Annotated in this window: 15 protein-coding genes; 13 read left to right on the forward strand and 2 right to left on the reverse strand. The window is 31.8% G+C overall.

Annotated features, from left to right (window positions below):
- Positions 1–62: 62 nt before the first annotated feature.
- From ABEY15_RS06695 to ABEY15_RS06710, 4 genes are all read left to right on the forward strand, one after another.
- Complete coding sequence (locus ABEY15_RS06695; RefSeq protein ID WP_429889280.1) at positions 63–4,349, forward strand: S8 family serine peptidase; 4,287 nt, start codon at positions 63–65, stop codon at positions 4,347–4,349.
- A 252-nt stretch (positions 4,350–4,601) separates the two neighbouring features.
- Positions 4,602–5,831, forward strand: a complete 1,230-nt coding sequence (locus tag ABEY15_RS06700; protein ID WP_429889282.1) for a helix-turn-helix domain-containing protein — start codon at positions 4,602–4,604, stop codon at positions 5,829–5,831.
- 519 nt (positions 5,832–6,350) lie between these two features.
- Entirely contained in the window at positions 6,351–10,535 is a 4,185-nt protein-coding gene (locus ABEY15_RS06705) for a S8 family serine peptidase (protein WP_429889283.1), read from the forward strand.
- Between the two features lie 764 nt (positions 10,536–11,299).
- Positions 11,300–11,494 (forward strand): hypothetical protein, encoded by a 195-nt coding sequence (locus tag ABEY15_RS06710; protein WP_429889284.1) that lies wholly within the window; start codon positions 11,300–11,302, stop codon positions 11,492–11,494.
- A gap of 76 nt (positions 11,495–11,570) precedes the next feature.
- On the opposite strand, the gene ABEY15_RS06715 is transcribed toward ABEY15_RS06710, so the two are convergent.
- Together ABEY15_RS06715 and ABEY15_RS06720 are read right to left on the reverse strand one after the other, a co-directional pair.
- Positions 11,571–12,704 (reverse strand): tyrosine-type recombinase/integrase, encoded by a 1,134-nt coding sequence (locus tag ABEY15_RS06715; protein ID WP_429889285.1) that lies wholly within the window; start codon positions 12,702–12,704, stop codon positions 11,571–11,573.
- 74 nt (positions 12,705–12,778) lie between these two features.
- A complete protein-coding gene (locus ABEY15_RS06720) occupies positions 12,779–12,973 on the reverse strand; it encodes a helix-turn-helix domain-containing protein (RefSeq protein WP_429889286.1) in 195 nt (64 codons plus the stop codon).
- Positions 12,974–13,402: 429 nt separating this feature from the next.
- Here ABEY15_RS06720 and ABEY15_RS06725 point away from each other — a divergent pair, with 429 nt between their 5' ends.
- The 9 genes from ABEY15_RS06725 to ABEY15_RS06765 all read left to right on the forward strand — a co-directional run bounded on the left by ABEY15_RS06725 (position 13,403) and on the right by ABEY15_RS06765 (position 22,588).
- Positions 13,403–14,512, forward strand: coding sequence for a hypothetical protein (locus ABEY15_RS06725; RefSeq protein ID WP_429889287.1), 1,110 nt, complete (start codon positions 13,403–13,405; stop codon positions 14,510–14,512).
- Between the two features lie 145 nt (positions 14,513–14,657).
- On the forward strand, positions 14,658–15,689 hold the full coding sequence (locus ABEY15_RS06730; RefSeq protein ID WP_429889288.1) for a hypothetical protein: 1,032 nt from the start codon (positions 14,658–14,660) through the stop codon (positions 15,687–15,689).
- 600 nt (positions 15,690–16,289) lie between these two features.
- On the forward strand, positions 16,290–17,483 hold the full coding sequence (locus ABEY15_RS06735; RefSeq protein WP_429889289.1) for a phospholipase D family protein: 1,194 nt from the start codon (positions 16,290–16,292) through the stop codon (positions 17,481–17,483).
- Positions 17,484–17,513: 30 nt separating this feature from the next.
- Positions 17,514–18,914: a DNA adenine methylase gene (locus ABEY15_RS06740; RefSeq protein ID WP_429889291.1), complete on the forward strand. Its 1,401-nt coding sequence runs from the start codon at positions 17,514–17,516 to the stop codon at positions 18,912–18,914.
- Positions 18,901–20,013 carry a site-specific DNA-methyltransferase gene (locus ABEY15_RS06745; protein WP_429889293.1) on the forward strand — a complete coding sequence of 371 codons (1,113 nt, stop codon included), beginning with the start codon at positions 18,901–18,903 and terminating at the stop codon, positions 20,011–20,013. Before ABEY15_RS06740 ends, ABEY15_RS06745 begins: the two co-directional genes overlap by 14 nt.
- 85 nt (positions 20,014–20,098) lie before the next feature.
- Positions 20,099–20,545: a JAB domain-containing protein gene (locus ABEY15_RS06750; protein WP_429889295.1), complete on the forward strand. Its 447-nt coding sequence runs from the start codon at positions 20,099–20,101 to the stop codon at positions 20,543–20,545.
- A 267-nt stretch (positions 20,546–20,812) separates the two neighbouring features.
- On the forward strand, positions 20,813–20,998 hold the full coding sequence (locus ABEY15_RS06755; RefSeq protein ID WP_429889296.1) for a hypothetical protein: 186 nt from the start codon (positions 20,813–20,815) through the stop codon (positions 20,996–20,998).
- Between the two features lie 126 nt (positions 20,999–21,124).
- Positions 21,125–21,559 (forward strand): hypothetical protein, encoded by a 435-nt coding sequence (locus ABEY15_RS06760; protein ID WP_429889298.1) that lies wholly within the window; start codon positions 21,125–21,127, stop codon positions 21,557–21,559.
- Positions 21,560–21,592: 33 nt separating this feature from the next.
- Complete coding sequence (locus tag ABEY15_RS06765) at positions 21,593–22,588, forward strand: type II toxin-antitoxin system antitoxin SocA domain-containing protein (RefSeq protein ID WP_429889299.1); 996 nt, start codon at positions 21,593–21,595, stop codon at positions 22,586–22,588.
- Positions 22,589–22,618 lie beyond the last annotated feature (30 nt).

Raw genomic sequence — 22,618 nt, forward strand, 5'->3', positions numbered from 1 at the left:
GTGTCAAACGTCTGTATAATCAGAATAGAAAGATAATTATAGAAAAAGGGTGGGGGAAGAGTATGAAAAATAAATTTATGAAAGGTGCAGCGGTAATGGCGTTAAGTACAGGGTTCTTAATTAGCACATTACCAAATGCCAATTTTAGCTCGATTGCAAAAGCTCAATCAGTTTCTAAGGTGGAACAAGTATTATCAGCATTAACACCAGCACAACGTGAGGCTATTAAACAATTAAAAATTAGTGATAAAGAGGGACTTCAAGTTTCTCCTGATTTAGATCTAACAAGTGACGCTCCGACTTCTGTTATTGTTGAATTTAAAGACAAGCCAGCACAAACAGCAGTAATGGTGGCACAAACAGAAGGATCAACTCTTTCAGAAGCTGATGCACAAAAAAAAGTAGACGCTTCACACGAAACGTTTGATCAAGATTTAAAAACGATTTTTAGTAAAGATATAAAAGAAAATAGAAATCCATATAAAGTTAAACGTGCTTTCAAAAAAGCATTTAATGGAGTTGCAATGACACTCCCTGCAAATAAAGTAAAATCATTACTTAAATCGAATGCTGTTCAGGCAGTATGGAGTGATTTAGAAGTTCAGTTGGATGATCCCACTACGAAAGTAGAAAGTTCTGATCAACAAGGTCCAACTCATAACATGGTAACATTCCCTGGCATTGAAAAACTTCACCAAGAAGGTTACACAGGAAAAGGCGTAAAAATTGGTATTCTTGATACTGGGATTGACTACAATCACCCAGATTTAAAAGGAGCATTTAAAGGCGGTTATGATTTCGTCGATAACGATAATGATCCGATGGAAACAACTTATGCTGATTGGAAAAAGTCTGGAATGCCTGAAACAAATGGTGGCGAAGCTTTTTATACTGAGCATGGAACACATGTAGCTGGAATTATTGCTGGACAAGGTAAAAATAATGCAGACTATGCGGTTACAGGTGTTGCACCAGATGCTGACATTTATGCTTATCGTGTTTTAGGTCGATACGGTTCTGGAGCTACTTCAGCAATATTAGCTGGTATTGATAAAGCAGTGTCAGACGGAATGAACATCATCAGTATGTCACTTGGAGCAAACTACAATGACCCATTATTTCCAACGGCAATTGCGGTTAATAATGCTGTACTTTCAGGGGTAACAGCAGTAGTTGCAGCAGGAAATTCTGGAAATAAAATGTACACGCTAGGTACACCAGGGAATTCACCTTTGGCAATTACAGTTGGAGCAAGTGATACGTCTGTAACGATTCCACAATATACAGCAACTGCGAAATCACCAACTGGTGTTCTACCGGCTGATTTGAAAATAGCTGCACTAGGGAGTTCAGATAATGCTGTTGATTTTCAAGGGAAAACTTTCCAAATGGTTAATGTAGGAACAGGTGCAGAAACTTCTTATTTTAAAAGAGATGCAGATGGTAACTATACGATACCAGTCGACGTAACAGGCAAGATTGTAATTGCACAACGTGGTACCTTAGGTATCGAAGAAATTGTTAAAAGAGCTAAATCACATGGAGCAAAGGCTGTTGTTTTAGCGAATACATCAGGAGATACATTACAAGATGTTTTCTTAGGTAACGTATATGGATATATTCCAACATTTTTACTAAATAACATGCAAGCTGCTTATATTACTTTAAACATACCTTTAAATGAAGCAAACAAAGGAAAAACAGTCGATTTCACATTCGGTAATATGAGTCAAACAGTTACAACTGGAAATAAATTAGCAGATTTCAGCTCTCGTGGTCCATCACGAGTGCTATATGATATTAAACCAGAAGTAACTGCACCTGGTGTGTCTGTATTCTCGACAGTGCCTGCTTATATGCACAAAGATGATAGTGGAAATCCATTACCAGATTACAAATATGCGTATGAACGATTATCTGGTACGTCAATGGCTACACCAAACGTTTCAGGAGTTGCTGCATTATTAAAACAAGCTCACCCAGACATGACGCCAGCCGATATTAAGGCATCGCTTATGAATACTGCTGATCCGTTAAACGATAAATACAGTGTATATGAAGTAGGTGCAGGTCTTGTAAATCCATACAAAGCTGTTCATGCACAATCGGAAATCCAAGTGAAAGATAAAACGAAAACATATAATGGAAGCTCTAATGATTCTATTACACTTGCAAGTAAAGGAATCAAAACAATTAAAAATATTACTGGGGCATTAAGCTTTGGTGAACAAGCAATTGAAGGCAAGGATTTTACAGATTCACGTTCAATGACGTTCTTTAACAAGAGCTCTGAAGATAAAACATTTGATGTAAAAGTTCAATTCCAAACATTAGATGCACGCTTCACAAATGACTCTAGAGCAGACCAAGATGCTGCTACAAATGGTGTAACATTAGATACAAAATCATCGATTAAAGTAAAACGTTACAGCAGTGCAAATATGGATGCTACAATTAACGTTCCTAAAACTGCAAAACTTGGAACATACGAAGGTTATGTAGTTTATACAAATCAAAAAAATCAAGATGAAACTTATAAAATTCCGTTTGCTATTCATACAGTTAAAGAAGGAATTGACTATGTAACAGGTAGTCCAGAAGCATTTACAATACCATATGAAGCAGGAAGTACCGCGACTAAATGGTCAATCGGCGTTAACTTTAAACTAAACTCTCATATGCGTACATTTGATTTCTTCTTAGTCGATCCAAAAACAAACGAAGAAATCGGTTACTTAGGCACAGCAGATGGTATGGGTGCAGGTGAGAATATCGAGTATTATTTCCAAGGTGTATTAAATGGTGGCCAATATAGCCCATTAACTGGAAATCCGGAAAATCCAATCGGATATGATTACAAAGAAGTTGATCCAGGGTTATGGAAAATTAGAATGGTTGGTACAAATGATAATGGTGAAACTTTTACTAAAGACGCTCCAGTTTATTATGGAGAGAAAGAACCAAAGGTTACAATGAACTACGAGGCAGGTCAAATCGTAGAAACTGCTAATGCAACAGACAAAACTGTAACAGTAACAGGTAATGCGTTTGATAAAAACATTGCTGAAATGCAAGCAGCAGGTATTACTGCTTCACAAGGTGATAATAAAATGTATTATTATAATCCAAATAATGCTGCTGAAATTAATATTCCAGTAGAGCAAAATGGTAACTTTAACTCAACAATTCCATTGGCTACAGCTGGCCCTATAACATTACCAATTACAGAATACGATTTCTATGACAGAGATAAATCAACTGTAGAAAATTATGGTAGCGTTAGAGATGTATACTTTGTTAAAAATGGTACTGCTTATACTTCTGCAATTGCTGACAAACAAAGAATTAGTATGGGAGATACAACAACGTTAACGTTCACAACAAAAAATATAGGAACTAAATTGAAAAAAGCTGAATATTCATTCTTATATCCGATCCAATACTTAGATGTTGTGAGTGCTAAGCCACATGGAACATATAGTGGAAAGTTGGATGTTCAATATACAACTACTTCTTTTAACAGTTCTTACAATAAAATGACAATCACAGCAACAGCTCTTGGTGATCTTGCAACTTCTGGAATTTCTGGGGATACTTCTTTAGTAGACTTGACGTTTAAAGCTAAAGACAAATATTACAAAGGCCCAATGCAGTTTGAAGATCCAACTGGTTCAACAAGATTCTTTAAAGCAGTCTATACAAATGTAGATAATAGTACGGTAACTACACAAGGAATTCAACCTTATTTCTATATTACTCCTAACTATTCTCTTATGAGATCTATGGTTCAGGTAGAAGGTCTAGTTACTGCGTTTAATTTAGGAACTCCTGTTATGAACAGTAAGGTTGACTATAATAAAGCTGGTACAAAAATTAGTGTAAAAGATTCTGATGGGAAAGAATACGGATTATCTGATGTATTAGGAAGCAATGATTCTAATCCATATGCTTTTACATCTAGATTACCAATAACAGATAAGCAGTTTACATTATCAATTGATATGCCAGGACACTTCACATTCAAGAAAGACTTTACAGTAGGTTTGAAAGAAGACGGTAAAGTGACTGCTGGATCTAAACCGGTTGATTATAACTATATCCCTGGTGGCGATGTAAATAAAGATAATGTTATTGATGTAAAAGATGCTTTATTTATCCAAACATATTGGGGGACGAATAAGCGTGATGCAGATATCAATTATGATGGTGTAGTCAATGAGAAAGATATGCAGTATGTAATGAATAACTACTATATGCAAAATCCATGGAATGACAATGCTGGCAAGCCAGTTAAGAAATTTAAAGGTGAAACTTTAGATGATGTTTTAAAGGATCTTGGCTTAGAGTAATTGATTTTGTTGGAAAATAATATTCATATTTAGCTTAATTGGTAGCATATTGTACGAGACACCCCCGTGTAAGTAGACAAACATCATAAATTTAATGGGGCAACTTTAAAGTAACAAAAAAATAGTAAAGGAAAGTCCTAATCACGTTTAGCGAGTTAGGGCTTTCCTTATTTTTAATTTCAACGTATAACTCACATTTGAAAGGAGGTATTTAAGATAAATACAGCTTTGTTCGATATCATAATGCAAAAAATGAAAGAGAACAAGATGAGTAGAACCGATTTAGCGAATCTTTCTGGTATTCATTTAAGTGATATAAGTCGAATTTTAAAAAATAAGCAGTCCCTATCTTTTAATAATTTAGATATCATTACGGAATCACTTGGATTTGATGAAGGAGACTTATATTTTTATTATATTGAGGAGTGTTTTAATGAGAGTCGCAACTTAGATAAAAGAAAAAGTGAGCAATTTTTATATAATTGTGCAGCTAAAGGGTTTGATGCGCAACTGCTTTCTTTATTTAGTTTAATCCTAGAAGAACGTTCTAAGTCAATACGAAATAAAAGTCTATCATTTATTTTTACTGTCGCTGAGAAACTATTTATAGAAGGAAAAGAATTAGAGTCTTTACCTCTTTATAAGGTAATCATAGAAAATATGCCTGATCAGTTTTCAGAAGAAGTAGCAATTAGTCATTTTAGACGTTTTTATATTCTTAGATTTACTGAAGAAGGACAGTATGCTCTTGAACAGGCTTTAGAGCACATAGCTTATTTGCCAAAGGATATTCAGTTTCAAGCTTATGTAAGAATTACAGCAACTTTATATATTCGTAGAGAATGGAAAAAAACACTATATTACGCCTGTGTATTAGAAAAAATGGCTGAGGAAGAGGAACATTATGGGACAGCACTTTTGTACCAGAGTTTTGCATTAAGATGTTTAGGTAGTTCATTAACAGATGTATTGGCTCTAATTGATCGATATGCTCGAGTAAATGATTATTTTGCTGATATTGCTATTGGGAATCGATTAGTTGCTTATTTGGATTTTGGCCATTTAGATTATGTAGATGAGTATTTTAATTGGTTAAAAGATCGAGAGGATTTTTTTGCAGGAATACCACGAGTGTTAGATGCCTATGTTAAGCTATCACGTTTAGAAGATGCAAAACAACTAATTAAGGGGCACTATAACAAAATTGAAGAAATGGCAACCAATAGTGACTATTCTTTTAAGAAGCAAATGTTCTTACGTTTTCGATATACTTACGCACTATTTTTATTTGAATGTAATCGTTATACTGAAGGATTTGATGTATTGTTGGATGTCGCTTCTAAGTTTCGAAAAGTTAGAATGATAGATCGTTTTAAGCAATGCCTTATAGTCTATTGGAAAAATAGGGATAATATCTCCACGAAACATGAAGAAATATATTTGAGATTACTAGAGACAGACCAAATGAACAAACTACCTTGATGCTAAGTTAGATCTTAATCTGAATTTGAAAAAATAGTATAAAAAAAGTAAGAGTATTTTACTGAATTATTCCTTATAAAGTGACTTCCTTTTATAGCACAAAGATATTGGCTCCGGTACTTAACCGGAGTCAGTTTATATATTGTCCATTTTGTACAGTCAATCAAATTGCTATTAGAATTTTTTACAAAAATGTCTATTAGTGTACTAGAAATATAGACATCATTAGACCCCATGAACGTAAAAGAACAGTATATTGAATTACATAATAAAAAAATAAATGAATGACCACTAGAAAATTATCAGAATAGAAAATAAAATTGGTGGAATTTTTCAAACATTCAAACAACATCAAGTGCCCTTACAATAAATATGTACCATTAATGAAGAAACTAAAAAATAATTCGTTAGATGGTTTTTCGTATTTTGATTTGACGGAATATTCTGGATATGAAATGTTGAATCTCCGTAAAATCAAACTAGAAATAAATTATATCATGAAGGGAAGAAACAAGAAGAATGAATCGTTTTATTAAAAGTACTGCAATTTTAACTTTAAGTACAGGGGTTTTATTTAGCTCATTTCCAGTAAAACATCAGCCTATAGTAAAGGCTGCGGCACAATCTTCAATTCAAGAAGTATTATCAAAGCTTACACCAGAACAACGTCAAGCTTTACAAAAATTAGAAGTAACAAGTGCTGAAGGAATACAACTTCCTTCATCTGTTGATTTAAACAGTACGGACAATCTATCAGTTATTGTTGAGTTAAGAGATCAACCAGCAAAAGTTGCAGTCCTTGAAGCAGCAGTAAATGGTAATAGTGTAACCGTTGCAGATGCCAAGGAAAAAGCAGACACTGCTCAAGAAACGTTTAAGAATGATTTGCAATCAATTTATAAAGATGATTTAAAGAAAAATAAAAATCTTTATAAGATTAAACGAACATACAATCATTCTTTAAATGGTGTTGCTATTGATATCCCAGCAAATAAGGTAAGTTTATTATTAGATTCAAATGTAGTTAAAGCGGTTTGGCCAAATAATGTTGTACAAGTTGAACCACCAAAGATTTCAGAAAGTGGTTCTCAAGATACAAAGAAAATTGCTACTGAAGTATTTCCAGGCATTAATAAATTGCATGAAGAAGGATTTACTGGAAAAGGAATTAAGGTAGGGGTAATCGATACGGGTATTGATTATAATCATCCTGATCTAACTGATGCTTATAAAGGATATCGTGCACAGTCTGGTGTCGATCCAAAATCAATTAATCCAAGTTCAGTTAAAGGATGGGATTTCGTTGATAATGACGCAGATCCAATGGAAACAACATATGACGATTGGAAAAAATCTGGGCTTGCTGAACTAAATCCTACTTCTGGTTCTACGTTCTATACTGAACATGGTACACACGTATCTGGAATCATTGCAGGTCGTGGCAAAAATAATACAGATTATGCTGTAACAGGTGTAGCACCGGATGCGGATTTGTATGTGTATCGTGTATTAGGAGAGTACGGTTCGGGGTCTACCGAAAATGTTTTAGCTGGAATTGATAAGTCTGTAGCTGACGGTATGGACGTTATCAACCTATCACTTGGTAATGGCTCAAATAATCCTGAAAATATTGAAAGTCTTGCAGTAAACAATGCAGTACTTTCAGGTGTTACGGCAGTAGTAGCAGCTGGTAATGCTGGGGATGGTATGTACACTCTTGGTGCACCAGGAGCATCAGCTTTAGCGATCTCAGTTGGAGCCAACGATACGAGAAGTGAAATTGCTACCTCTAAAGGAACTTTACACGGTACAACTGATGTAGCTGCTGATTTGAAATTATTAGGTAAAGGATTTGGTGATAATGTTGATAGCTTTAAAGGCAAAAATCTACCAATCGTTTTAGTACCAAATACAGGTTCAGATGCTGATTATAAAAATATCGATGTAAATGGAAAAATAGCTTTAGTAAAACGGGGCACAAACGCACTAGCAGATAAAATTAAATTTGCTAAAAATCATGGTGCAGTTGCAGTGATTATTTTTAATAATGTAGCTGGTGAGGGCTTTATTCCAGCATACTTAGGTGCAAGCTATGGGTTAATTCCGACATTCTCAATGTCATATGAACAAGGTGCTGCTATTACTTCTAAACTAGGTACAAGTTCAACATTCTCTTTTGATGAAATGGGAAAAGTGGTAGATGGAGGTGGTAAACTAGCAACATTCAGTTCTCGTGGACCGGCTCGTATTACTTATGATATTAAGCCTGAAGTTACTGCGCCTGGTGTTTCTGTATTCTCAACTGTTCCATCTTACATGCACGGTGCAGATCAAGTTGGAAAATACCAATATGCATATGATAACTTATCTGGTACATCAATGGCTACACCAAACGTAGCAGGTGTTGCAGCATTATTATTACAGGAAAATCCAAACTTAACTCCTAATCAAATTAAAGAAACATTAATGAACACAGCAGACCCTTTAAATGGAGACTATAGTGTGTTTGAATCCGGAGCAGGGCAAGTCGATCCTTATGAAGCAATTCATTCAAAAACTAGAATTGAAATAGTGGATGAAACAAAAGGAATCTCTGATAAAAAGGGAAATCTAAAAACTGTTAAAAATTTAACAGGAGCGCTTGCATTTGGTGTATTTGCTCCAGCTGGAACGAATATTAGCGATCAACGCCTACTAAATATCTATAATAATAGTAATCAAACAAAAACTTATGACGTAAATGTAACTTTCCAAAAAAATCGTCGAGGCTCATTAGATGCTGACGATAATGGCGTAATGATTGTGACGGATAAATCGATTAAAGTTGGTGCAAATTCGAAAAAGAAATCAACAGTAGCAATTACAGTTCCAAAATCAGCAAAGCTAGGAATCTATGAAGGATTTGTAACTTATACAAATCACGATAATCTAGATGAAACATACCAAGTTCCTTTCGCTATTAAAACAGTTGAAGAAGGAATGGGTTCACTAGCTATGAGTCCGCAGGCATTTACTCAAGTGTTTGATTCAGCTTATTCAGGTCAGTTAGTTTATACAAATGCGCAAATGAGCATCAAATCACATATGAGAACGCTTGATGTTGTTCTGGTTGATGGGAAAACAGATCAAAATCTTGGAATTGTCGGTACAATAGATGGGTTAGGTTTGGATGAAAATAGTATGTATGGCGTTTCTAAAATATTTACGGGTTATTACTATAAATTCACTGGTGATGATCAACAACCAATCGCTTATAATCAAGATTTAGCAAAACCTGGATATTATAAACTGAAAATTATAGGTACAAATGATGCAGGAAAAACATTCTCAATAGAAGCACCTATCTATTTTGATAACACAGCACCAAAATTGACAGTGAATAGTCCTGACGTTCTTGAGTATAAGAATGGTCAAACTAGCGTTACGCTAACTGGTTCGGTTTACGATAAAGAAACTGCAGAGATGCAAGCTGTTGGAATGAACTTTAATCAAGGTAGTACAAAAGTTTACTATATTGATAATCTAGGTGGCAGAGCAATTTCAGTACCAGTAAAACCAGATGGTACATTCACTGCTACAGTACCGACTAACCCAACTCGTGCTATGAATTTAACGTTCTATGCAATGGATGCGGCATCAAATAAAACGTTTATCGGTTCAAGAGATATTTTTGTAACTAGAGATGATTCACCATATGGTTATATGCAAACATCAAAACCTTCTGCAAAAATGGGAGAAACAGTTAGTGCGACGTTAACTTTAAATAAAGTTAATAATGTTAAACAAGCTGTATATAAGTTCTATCATTATACAGATGTAGCAGATATGAAGGTAACACCAAATCCAAGTGTTGCTAATAAAGTTGATATAAAAGTAGAGGATAAATTATTTTCAGGAACACAATATGAAGCTACAGTAACAGTTACTCTAAAAGATGGTGCAGAGCCGTTATCAGGTGACCTTAAATTAGCAGATCTTTCTTTCAAAATGTCAAACATATATACAGCTACCTCTATTGCATTTAATTCTTCTATGACAAGTGTTACGTATACAGATACAAATAATGTAGTGAAAAACGCAATGAGTGGAAATCCAACTGTTTACTATATGGAACCTACCTATTCATTGCTACGTGATGGAGTAAATGCTGAAGCATTTATGATAAACTATGGAACAGCACTTCAACAAGCAAATAGAGCATACGATTATTCAAAAATGGGTATTAAAGTAAAAGCAACTAATGCAGATGGGAAAGTATACAATGGAACAATTCCATCAGGCTTATATAGCTCATTAGTTTACCAAATTCCAAATTTACCATTAAATGATGATCAATACGAAGTAACACTTGATGTTCCAGGACATTACACTGTACATCATTACAATACGACAATTGGATTCCATGAAGATGGAAAAGTAGAACATCAAAATCTTTTTTTACGACTAAATCCAGCAATCGCGGGTGATGTAAATAAAGATGATGTAATCGATGTTAAGGATGCACTATATATACAAACATATTGGGGAACAAATAAACGTGAGGCAGATATTAACTTCGACGGAGTTGTTAATGCAAAAGACATGGCGTATATTCAAGAAAATTATTTAACACAAAATCCAACAATTGCAGCACCACCGACTCCACTAAAAAAATATAAAGGTGCAACATTAGAATCAGTAATGAACCAATTAAGTTTAGACTAAATAAATAGGATTATTGCCTGTTCTCAAATTTGAGGACAGGTTTTTTCTTAGAAAAAATAGTATGTTAGTCCCTATGAATATCGATGGTCGAATTTTTTGGTCTAGCAATCATATCCGGTGGTACTACAGTCTCCGTATTGATTTATCTTGTTGCAACCATTTTAGGAGCTACGAAAACTGACAATTTTTCATGTGATCTTCTTCCATTCTCATAAATGTCGCATCTCGATCTGCTTTAGAATAATTGAATCTTGTTGAGCACTTTCAAAATCTATTTTCGGTATATACATATGAAGTAAACCATTTAACTCCTTGTGAATTTATAATATTTTCTTCAGTTTCCGATTTTTTTAATGCACCCTACCTCATAATAAATCATTACTTTTCGATTGCACAGAAATTGCACGGACTTATTAGAAACTATAGAATTAAAAGATTTACATTGAATAAAATTGCAGTGACTGATTAATTTCCTGGACTTCATTGACCTATAATATTCATTATTACTGTATAATACTCGTACTCTGTATTTGACAGGGTAGGGGTCGCTGGTTCAAGTCCAGTTGGGATCATACGAAAAAACCCTTGAGTATCAAGGGTTTTCTTAATGTATTTAAAAAATAAATTTATATAAATTTTTAATTTTGGTTTTACTGGTCAATAATTGGTCAAAAATGTGTTTATTATAAATATTTTTGGTAAATTAATTGAGTGTATTTCCATTTATTGCTATATTAAAAGTAAAAATAATAGGAGTAAACTGTATGATATACATAACTCGTGACTTTAGTAAGGCTAGTGCCGGTGTGGAAGGAAAGTTTCAAATAATAAGCGTGACTCAAAATGATATGGACATTACAGATGACCAGTTTTCAGGTAAATTTTATACTTCAGGTAGTCAAGTTATAAGAGACTTAGGATTTGATCCTGATATTAAAGATTGGGAATACGATGATTAAACAATTTGATTCAAAAGTTAATGATAACCCACTACCTAAAATATGGTAGTGGGTTTGTTTTGTTTTTATCTTGTTTTCAGTCATTCTCATTTTCAAAAAGCATTTTACCAAAATTTCTTGCAGTTTCTTTCTGCATACTCGGGAGAAGATGACTGTATGTATCGAGGGTAATCCTTACGTCGGCATGTCCTAATCTTTCTGAAACAATTTTAGGGTTTACACCTTGTAATAATAATAAAGTTGCATGTGTATGGCGCATATCATGAAATCTTATTTTTGGGAGGTTTGAACTTTTTATTATTGCTTTAAAGGAACGGCGGATATTACTTTTATTTGTTGGTGTACCATTTGATGTACATACGACTAAACCAAAATCGATGTAATTTATCCCATTTGAAAGCTTTTCTTGTTCAATTAATTCTTTATGATTTAGAAGTTGTTTGATAGTTTCTTCTGGTAAATCGACTGTTCGAATACCCGCTTTTGTTTTTGTATAAGGTAGTATTTCTTTACCGTCACTACTTAAAGTCTGAGTAATTCGTAAGCATCCTCTTTCAAAATCAACATCTTTCCAGCGAAGTCCTAAAATTTCTCCTTGTCTCATTCCAGTAGTTAATGCCAAAAGAAAGGCAATATAGTATCGATTATAACCAATTGCATTTTTCAAAAAGGTTTGTACCTCTGCTACGTTCCATACAGTTATTTCTTTTTTTATTGATTTTGGTCGATCAACAAGTGAAGCAGGATTCTTTGAAATTAAATCCCATCGTTCAGCTTTCTTTAAAGAATCATTTATTAAAGTGTGTACTTTCTGGATATTTTCACTAGGAAGAATACTTTCTTTAGTTAAGCGATTATAAAATTTTTGAATTAACATTGGTGTAATTTCATTTAGTTCAAAACTCCCTAAAGATGGGATAAGATGTTTTTCTACGATCCAACGATAAGTAGTGAGAGTTTGTTTCTTTACTTTAGTCTGCTTATCCTCTAGCCAGTAATTTAGTAAGTAATCACTATAAAGAATTTTATTTGGTTTTATATAAGTACCTGTAATTAAGGATTGTTCTAATTGAAGTAATGCTTGTTGGGCTTCTTTTTTTGTATTAAATCCACGTTTTTTATATTGCATGGGTTTCCCGTTTGCTTTTTTTCCATATGTTAAGACATAATACCATTTGTCTCCACTTTTCTTTACTGTTCTACCTGCCATTCTAATTCCTCCTTGTACGTGAAAAAGCCGCAGTTCATTACTGCGACTTTAGCAATTAATTATTTTTTTTTAGATTATAGGTGTATTCTACTTTGGATTTTATCTACGACATATTTTTGAATACACTTTTTAGGAATACGGTAGGCCTTACCTATTTTAAATGAACCAATTTCTCCAGATTGAAGAAGTTCATATGCTTTATTTCTACCTATATTTAAAATTTCCATCAGGTCTTCAATACTAATAATATCATCATAATTACTAAACATTTTCTCATTCCTTTCTAGTATATTCAAAGTAATAATATATTGATAATAATTTCGGTTTTACTATTATTCTATTGTTTAGTTGTAATTAGATTTTATTAAGTAGATTTTAATCTCATTGAAACCCATTATTTAAGATTAAATATCAAATTAAAATTAACATCTTTATTTGTGGAATATTCATATAAATGGCTATTATATAAAAAAATACCATTGGGAATTGTATGGGAATTCAATGGGAACGTAATTTTTTTTTAAAAAAGATGTAACTTAAATTAGCCGTAAAAATACAGGTTCCCATAATCCCGAAGTTCCCAAGTTCCCAAGTAATAAAATGATCATCTCATAAACTATAAAACTTATTATATATTTGCTATATTTATATGTAGTACAAATGATATTTTTTTATTTGAATGGGGCTGAAAATATAATATGAGAGATAGTCATAAATCCATTACTTTTTTTACTGATAAATATGTAGAAATTATTAATATAAATGACGAGCCTGATGTAAGATTACAATTTCGAGATGATTGTCGACGTTTAAATCGAATACTAAAAAGGGAAAATTTACAGATTGATATGCAAGGAAATACACTAATTGTTGTCCCTGCTACAACTGAAGTAAAGAAGGATAAAACAATTGAACATGATCTTAAGATAGAGGCTGAAGAGAAGTCTGATATAAAAATATCTAATTTTTGTGTTATTCCAACTCATAGACTATACATTAAAAATGAAGAAGGAATTTTTGAAAATGGAATTGGATTGAAAATATTTGTAAAAATAAGCAAAAAGAAATTTAAATGTATTTATTTAAATGTAACTAATGAAATGTTAGAAAAAGGGGACTGGATTAATCCTACTTATCTAGATCATGATTTGTTTCTTTATAATAAATCATCTTATAATCAACTAAAAATAGGAATAAAGCTTTCATCAAGAATCCTTTCAAGCGATGAATTTAAAATATTTGATGGAGAATGGTGGTTGGAAAATCGATTTTCAGATGTTGAAATATCTGATTTCGACGGTTTTCATGAATCGAATTCTATACTTTTCCTTGCTCATCCGCTAACTACTAGTGGGAAGATAAGACCAATTCAAATTGATAATAGGAATGAAACAAATAATGCAGAAGAACCTAGTGTAATTAATCAGGATATTTTATATTTTCTTCAGACTATAAACGAATTAGTAGAAAAAGAATTGATACTCGATCTCGGTGTTGATCCAGAAAATAATGAAAATATAGGATGGATAGATAAAGAAAAATATTATCTATTATATAGAAAAACTTGGGATTGGGTTAATAGTATGCTTAAACAAAAACAATATTTACTATCTATTTCAGAAAAAGAGCTGGATAAAAGGTTATTTGAAGAAGGTATAATTGAAATCGAAGAAGAGAAAAGAACAGGAAGGAAAAGAGCAGATTGTAACGTAACAGTTTTTCCTAAGAATAAAGAGAGGGTTTTTAAAATTTCAATTCCCCGTCTAACTCAATATTTGTATACATACGATAATCAAGTAATTCAATAAAAAAAGAACAAGGAATGCGAAATAGCAATCCTTGTTCTTTTTAATTTGCCAAAAAACAATTCCTTGACTTAAATAATATACCCCCTCCGACAGTAATGCTTGATACTTACTCTGTTGTGGGGGGAAGTGAGTAGGGGATTGAGATATGATTGATATGCTTTATATAAGTTACAAAATGACTAAATTAGAGTACGATAATACTTTTAAAACGATTCAGAAATATTTACGTAAGTATCAACCACATCATCAACTACGAAAGGATAAATGGGATAAACATGCTTATATTACAAACGGTTTAGCAAGGAGTGGGTTCCAGGAAATTCGCCTACGTACTACTACATGGGGATATAGAAGTATGGAAATTAGGTTAAGACCTCAATTACTAATCAATCCGAATGGATATTATCGACTGACTAAAATAACTGAATTTGAAGATGTAAATAAAAGTTTCAATTACGTTCTTCAAGATATATTATCATTAAAAGTTCCAATTTTTTATTATTGGAATGTCAAAAGATTTGAGCCTGCAATAGATGTAAAAGTTGAAGAGCAGCTCCATGATAAGTACTTATCGTTGTTTAAAAAAGGAAATGTACTTACGTATTTTTTTGATAATGAGCAGACACTTAAGTATTGGGACTCAAAAACCAATTTGTATTTAGTATCAGCTAATAAGGCGGTTAATTGGTATAACCGTTATGAAACATTATCAATTAAAGAAAAAAAGTCAGGAAAGCCGTTTAAAGATTTTACTGAGACTAAAGGTTTATTTCGTTTTGAAACACAGGTTAGAAAATGTGATGATCTTGTAATTGATGTACTTAATCAACAACGCATTCAAAAAGAAGTATTATGGTTTTATAATGCAATTGTTGGTTCAGAGGATTTTTATAAACTAGATAATGCTATTCAGATAATAAATCAAAATGTACGTAGTCAAGAAAAACGGATGGCATTAGAAAGAATATTAAGATTGATTGACAAATCTTGTAGTATAAGTAAAGCAAAGCTTGAGTATGTAACTGGAAGAGATAATAAAAAAGCAGCAGACAACTTTAGCAAACGAATAAATCAAATTAGAAAATTAGGAATAAATCCAATTGTATTGCCCACGGATTGGAAAATGCAGCGAATGGAAAATTTATATGTAAAAATAAAAAATGAATTTACAATATAAGCCTATTATAACTCTTTATGAAATTAGATTACATAGAGGCTATGGAGTTAGAAAGAAGTAACATTCAGTATTTCAAATATATATTATTAAGAAGATACCTATAGTCGTAGGTAGTCTTTGCAATAGACGAGGATCAAAGAAAAAAATCCATTTAAGAGCAGGTTTCCTAAATGAAAGGAGAGGTGTTCTTTTTCAATTCCATTGAAAGGAGGAGTAAGTTAAGATATTTATACTGGGGCTTTACAACTATTTGTACACATTAAATAAAAGATACCTATTTCTGAATTTAAAGTATCGAAATATTTTATTTTAGAGGATGATATGGAGCCTTTAATAGAATCAATAAAAGAATTTCCTTTTTCATTAATATAATCAGAAAGGAAGTTTGCTGGATATAATCTAGGTTAGTAATATAAATAAGTGTGGTTATTAGAAAAAATCATTTAAGTTCAACATGTTGAACCATATCATAAGTAACTGAGGTTTTTAAATTTATTAAATAGACGGGTCGGTAATTGATTGGATTTAATTGACAGAATTTTCTCGTTCAAATAAAATTAGAACATAAGTTCCTGAAAATATTTGAAATGGGGTTCGTTAATGTTCTATATCCAAGATGGCCGTTTCAGTCAATCTTTAACAACACATGAAGCAATATTAACTGCAGCAACAAGTACACAGAATATAATTCAATATGGTGCTGGGGTATTTGCTTTCGTTACTTCTGGTGGTGCTTCTTTAGTATTTGAGGATCAAGTTCTTACAAACTTTTTAAGAAATAATCGTTTTACTTTAATAGTAGGTATAGATGATATTACTAATACAAATGCACTAAATAAATTACGTGAATTAAGAGATCAATACGAACCTAATCTAGAAATAAAAGTATTCTGTCATAATGATTCAGGCTCTTTATTTCATCCGAAATTTATATGGTTTAAAATTGACGATGAAATTAGACTAATAACAGGTTCTGGTAATTTAACTGAAAAAGGTTTAAGGCGTAATAGGGAAGCATTTACAATTAGTAATTTTACTAATAATGATGAGATAAGAGATTTTGAAGAATATTGGAATTTATGGATTAGCGAAAATAATGGTAATCTACGTGACTTAGATGACGAAGAAGTAATAAGAAAAGCAGCTCGAAATGCAACAAGATTTGTTAGAACCCGTAGGTTGGAGACAGAACAAGAAGCTAATGAACAAGAAAATATCTCTACAGAAAATAATAATTATTCAACTACTGAACCAAATGAAGAAGCTGTTGAAACGGTGGAACTTCCTTATGTTCCAGAAATTTTGGATAATGAAGATTATGAAGCGTGGACAATAGAGGATAATCCCGAAGTACTTGTTGCTGAAATCCCTAATAGTGGAGATAGATGGAAACAGGCTAATTTCAATCGTGCTGTTTTTGAAGAATTCTTTGGAGGCATAGCAGGAGTAAATGAAGAAAGACGAATTTTACTAAGACATGTAGGCACTACTGGAACATTAGAAGAATTAGAGGTTAGGCCAACAATTTCGGTAAGAAGTCAAAATTATAGAGTTGAGCTAAATGCTGCTGGTGGTTTAGAGTATCCTGAAGGAGACAATAGACCAATAGGGATTTTCATAAAAGTGGCTACTCGTTCATTTATTTATTCACTTGTGATGCCAGAGGATGTAATTTATAATGAAGTTCTAACCTATTTAAATAACTCTCAAGTAAGGGTTAGTAATAGAATGAGAAGATATTTGACAGATGTTGAAGAACTTAGAGAAAACTGTCCAAATTTAAGCTTTTGGTAAATTTAATAAAATAATGGAGAATGATAGAAAATGGTTGTAAACTCAAATAAGCAGTTAACTTTTTTTGAAGAGGAAAAAACTGCTTTTAGACCAATCCACTACTTAGGTAGTAAATTAAGAATCCTTGAAACCATTTCAAATATCATTGATGAAATAGACCCTACTTTTGGTAGGGTCTATGATATTTTTTCAGGTTCAGGTACAGTTTCTTCTTATTTAGGAAGAAAAAGACCTGTTACATCAGTCGATATTCAAGAATATTCAAGGATATTAACAAATGCTGTTTTACAGCCTTTTTATGAGAAAGACTTATTAGAAATTAAAAAGTGCCTATCAGAATATAAGGTAACAAAATTGCAAGAATGTGTAGAACCGTTAATTAATTATGAAAATTTTGCACTAACAAAGGCAAGTGAAAATGAATTTTTTGAAATTTGTGAGTTAGTGGAATATGGATCGATATTGCCATTTTTTAATAATGAAAGAGAAAATATTTCAGCTGGCTTAAAAAAAGCATTACAAGCAACAGTTAACAAACTTCATGAAATGAATTTAATGGATTCTAAAAACTCAATCACATGCCGTTACTTTGGTGGGACATATTTTTCCTTTAAACAAGCAAGTGAGTTAGATAATTTATTAAATTTAGCCAGTTCATTTGAAGGAAGAGTTAAAGATATTGTAATTGCAGCAACTTTAAGTACTGCTAGTGAAATTGTTAACACTGTAGGTAAACAGTTTGCACAACCACTAAAAGCTTTTGATGCAAAAGGTAAACCTAAAAAATCAATAGTTTCAAAAATAATAAAAGATAGAAACATTGATGTATATGAAATATTTGAAGAGCAAATTAATAAGTATTTTTCTTTAGAAAAAGGTAACTTTAATCACATATCTCTTTGTAGTGATTTTTCTGAAGCACTAGACAATTTAACTGAGGATACACGTGTAGTATATGCTGATCCACCGTACACGAGATATCATTATAGTAGATACTATCATGTAATAGAAACTATGAGTTTGAGGGATAACCCTGAGATTACAATGGTAAAGTCAAATGGAGAGTTAAAAATGAGTAGAGGTTTATATAGAACTGAAAGACATCAATCTCCGTTTTCAATTAAATCAATGGCTAAAGATGCTTTTAATACTTTATTTAGCAAGGTAAGTGAAAAAAATGTTAGTTTAGTCCTTTCATATTCGCCTTACGATGCTGAAAAAGAAAGTACCCCTAGAGTTCAGACAGTCAGTGAACTTTTAGAAAAAGCAAATCAATATTTCAATAAGGTTGAATTATTTTCTATAGAGGGGTTTATCCATTCAAAATTAAATGCAGTAGATAAAAATTTTGAAATACCTACTGATGCAGAGATTCTGATAATTTGTACTGAGGCAAATGGAGGGAAAAAAATAAAAAATGAAATATCGTAAAATATTAAGTTATGGGAATGGAAAAGCTGAAAATATTATCTTTAAAGGAGATAATATAGAAGTTCTGTCTCATCTTATGAATTCCTATAAAGGCATGGTGGATTGTATATACATTGATCCCCCATATAACAATGATGAAGATTATATACACTATAACGATTCGGATGGTTTTGATGCATGGTTAGAAAAGCTAAGTAAAATACTTCCTCTACTTTTCGAATTATTGAGTGAAAAAGGAAGCCTATGGATATCGATTGATGATGGAGAAGTTCATTATCTTAAAGTAGCCGCTGATAAAATTTTAGATAGGAAAAACTTTATTAATACAATTATATGGGAACATAGAACTTCTAGAGAAAATCGTAAAGCATTTTCTAATAATCATGAATATATTCTTGTGTATGCAAAAAACCCAAATGAGTTTAAGAAGAGTAGAAACTTATTAGTAACTGACAAAGAATTTTTAAAAAGATTTAAAAATCCTGATAATGATCCTAGAGGTGAGTGGCAGTCAATCTCTGCTCATGTTCAGTCTGGACATGCAGTTGCATCACAATTTTATACAATTATAGCGCCTAATGGTAAAGAGCATAATCCGCCGATAGGAAGATGTTGGGCATATAATGAACAACGAATGTTAGAAGAAATTAATAATAATAATATATGGTTCGGCAAAGATGGTAACGGTGTCCCAAGAGTAAAAAAATTTCTTAGTGAGAGTAAAAAAGGGTTAACCCCCGAAACGTTATGGAGAGCTGAAGAGGTAGGAACAACAAATCAAGCAAAAAAACATTTAAAAGCACTATTTAAGAATCAAACTGTTTTTGATACTCCAAAGCCTGAATCACTAATTAAGAGAATTATTGAGATTGCTACTAATGAAAATGATTTAGTGCTTGATGCTTATTTAGGTTCAGGAACTACTGCTGTTGTCGCACAAAATTTGAATAGACGTTATATAGGAATAGAGATTGGTGAGCACATTTTAGATATTGTACTACCAAGATTAAATAAAAGTATAGATGAGTTGATTTCAAAGGATACCGAAATAAATAGTATAGGTTATGAACTTTGGTCGGAAGATGGTAACGAAGATTAATAAATATATTATTTATTTGAAGTAAATTGTTAAGCCTTAGTATCAGAAGTGATACTAAGGCTTTTTATTATATTAGGAGGATAATATGAATTCATCAAAAAGGGTAAACATAGTAAGTATAAAGCTAGTGAAAGAATCCAGCATACTTTATAAAGAAAGAAGTGTACGTACACCAGAAGACGGTTATAAACTACTAAAGTTATTTCTTGAAGAACAAGATCGAGAGCACTTCATTGTGGTATGCCTTGATACTAAAAATCAACCAACGGCAATACATACTTGTCACATTGGAAGTCTAAATTCAAGCATTGTTCATCCCAGGGAAGTGATGAAATCTGCGATCCTTTCGAATGCAGCTTCAATTTTGATTGGTCACAATCACCCAAGTGGTAATACTAAGGAGAGTATAGAAGATGTTGAGGTTACAAAACGTTTAGCAGAAGTAGGTAAAATAATGGGAATTGAGTTACTAGATCATATTATAGTTGGTGATGATAGCTATACTTCACTTAAAGAAAAAGGATTAATTTAAGGGGGGGAAATTAATATATAATTAAGAACAATATCGAATTTTCATGAAAAGTAAGTTTGTTGTAATTGTGAATATTAATGAGAAAAGTGAAGTAGTTGTAGAACTATTTCATGAGGAAATAGGTCATGGTACTATATCAAAGGAGAATCTATCAAAATTATCAAATCCAGTAATTTAAACATTAGTATATGTAGAAGAACATGAGTGGATTGTAGGAGCTGCTATTAAAGTGGAAACCTATAATTCACTCTTTTTAGTTTGTTAAAGATGGAGAAAAGGAAACACCTATTACATTTATTAATTGATAATATTTCAATTGATGAGAAAAGAAGCATTGAATCAATATCAATTGCTATAAATAAAGAACTAATTAAATATTTAAGTAAAAATGGAGAAGATAAATTGTCTTTTGTAGATGAGTTATCTTCTTCTTATTATTTAAAGATTATTTAGTTCAATAAGATGAAAATTGAAAACAAATTTTTAAGAAAAAGTGTATCAATTGATACGTTTTGTATTGTGTAAAATGTATATATATTGTATCATTGGTATATATTAGATATCGAGGGGGCAAATTTTTTGGTTCAATCTAGTTCAATTGATACTCAAAACAAAGAATTAAGAAATTTTACTTTTCAAGAAATTGAAGAGTATTTAATAAAGTTTAAGGCACTCATTGAGGAAGGTAAGTTTCAAATTTCCTTAAACGAAAATAGACAGGAAAATATAGATTTTATTGAGGATTATAACTTGAATTCTATAAAGCAGAAAGAGATTCTGCTAAGTATTGAAGCTAATGATTTTTGTTACGCATTAAATAATTTGAATCCCAAATTTGCCCATGAAATTTTATATGTATTTTGTCCTCAACGTGAATTGAATTATTTTGGCGATTTAGAAAATGTGGATATTTACATAAAATCAAATTTATTAGAATCGGATGGGAGAAACGATTATTTAATAATGGTTTCTTTTCATAAAAGAAATAAACCAATAACTTATCTATTTAGATAAGTTATTGGAATGTAATTAAAGGGAGGATTTACTATGTCAGTATTTTGTGAAAACTGCCGTACACTAACAGGTTATTATACGAAAGAAGTAAAAAAACAAAAAAATATTAAAGGTAGAACGATTGAATTTATTGCTGAGGAAGCTTTTTGTGATGTGTGTCGTACTGAGATATTTGTAAATGAGGTAAATGATAGAAATTTAATTAAATTAGATGAAGCTTATAGAATTAGTGAAAATATAATAACTATTAATAAGTTAGAAATATTTTTAAATAAATATAATATTGGTAAGAGACCGTTATCAAAACTGTTAGGTTGGGGGGAAATTACTCTTTCTAGATATATAAGTGGAGATATGCCTAGTAAACAATACTCGGATATTTTATTAAATTTACTTGAAGATGAGAACGCAATGTTAGATACCCTTGAGAGAAATAAGGATAATATTACTTCTGCAGCTTATGAAAATTGTAAAGGAGCTGTTGAAGAACTAATAAGAATTAAACAGACTAGTATACTAGAAGAAAAGATAGATATAGTAGCTAAATATTTAATTTTAAAATGCATTGATATAACTCCTTTAGCTTTACAAAAGCTTCTATATTACTCACAATCATTTTTTAAACTATTTTATGAAAGAAATTTATTTGAAGACGATTGTGAAGCCTGGATACATGGGCCAGTTTACAGAAAAATATTTGATCAATATAAAACTTATAGATATAATCCAATAGTAGAAAACGTAGAAGAAGCTGTTTCAGAAAAATTAAATAAAACGGAAATGGAGTTATTGGATAGTGTAATAACTAATTTAGGTTGTTATAGTGGCAAAATCTTAGAGCAAATGACTCATTCTGAAAGACCATGGAGAGAGACTCGAATTGGTTTAGATGATCACGTAGCCTGTGAACGTGTTATTGAAAAAGAATTAATTGAAAAATATTTTGGAGAAATAAGAGAAAAATATAAGATGATTAACATTTCCGATATAAAAGATTATAGCGAAGAATTATTTAACAAAATACGTTAAATAAGAAGCTCAGTCTATATAAGTAGACTG

This window comes from Gottfriedia acidiceleris (genome assembly GCF_050457485.1).
In the GTDB taxonomy this organism is placed as follows: domain Bacteria; phylum Bacillota; class Bacilli; order Bacillales; family Bacillaceae_G; genus Gottfriedia; species Gottfriedia acidiceleris_D.

Coding starts and splice junctions, on each gene's coding strand:
- ABEY15_RS06695 (WP_429889280.1), top strand. CDS start 63: ATGAAAAATAAATTTATGAAAGGTGCAGCGGTAATGGCGTTAAGTACA.
- ABEY15_RS06700 (WP_429889282.1), top strand. CDS start 4,602: ATGAAAGAGAACAAGATGAGTAGAACCGATTTAGCGAATCTTTCTGGT.
- ABEY15_RS06705 (WP_429889283.1), top strand. CDS start 6,351: ATGAATCGTTTTATTAAAAGTACTGCAATTTTAACTTTAAGTACAGGG.
- ABEY15_RS06710 (WP_429889284.1), top strand. CDS start 11,300: ATGATATACATAACTCGTGACTTTAGTAAGGCTAGTGCCGGTGTGGAA.
- ABEY15_RS06715 (WP_429889285.1), bottom strand. CDS start 12,704: ATGGCAGGTAGAACAGTAAAGAAAAGTGGAGACAAATGGTATTATGTC.
- ABEY15_RS06720 (WP_429889286.1), bottom strand. CDS start 12,973: ATGTTTAGTAATTATGATGATATTATTAGTATTGAAGACCTGATGGAA.
- ABEY15_RS06725 (WP_429889287.1), top strand. CDS start 13,403: ATGAGAGATAGTCATAAATCCATTACTTTTTTTACTGATAAATATGTA.
- ABEY15_RS06730 (WP_429889288.1), top strand. CDS start 14,658: ATGATTGATATGCTTTATATAAGTTACAAAATGACTAAATTAGAGTAC.
- ABEY15_RS06735 (WP_429889289.1), top strand. CDS start 16,290: ATGTTCTATATCCAAGATGGCCGTTTCAGTCAATCTTTAACAACACAT.
- ABEY15_RS06740 (WP_429889291.1), top strand. CDS start 17,514: ATGGTTGTAAACTCAAATAAGCAGTTAACTTTTTTTGAAGAGGAAAAA.
- ABEY15_RS06745 (WP_429889293.1), top strand. CDS start 18,901: ATGAAATATCGTAAAATATTAAGTTATGGGAATGGAAAAGCTGAAAAT.
- ABEY15_RS06750 (WP_429889295.1), top strand. CDS start 20,099: ATGAATTCATCAAAAAGGGTAAACATAGTAAGTATAAAGCTAGTGAAA.
- ABEY15_RS06755 (WP_429889296.1), top strand. CDS start 20,813: ATGGAGAAAAGGAAACACCTATTACATTTATTAATTGATAATATTTCA.
- ABEY15_RS06765 (WP_429889299.1), top strand. CDS start 21,593: ATGTCAGTATTTTGTGAAAACTGCCGTACACTAACAGGTTATTATACG.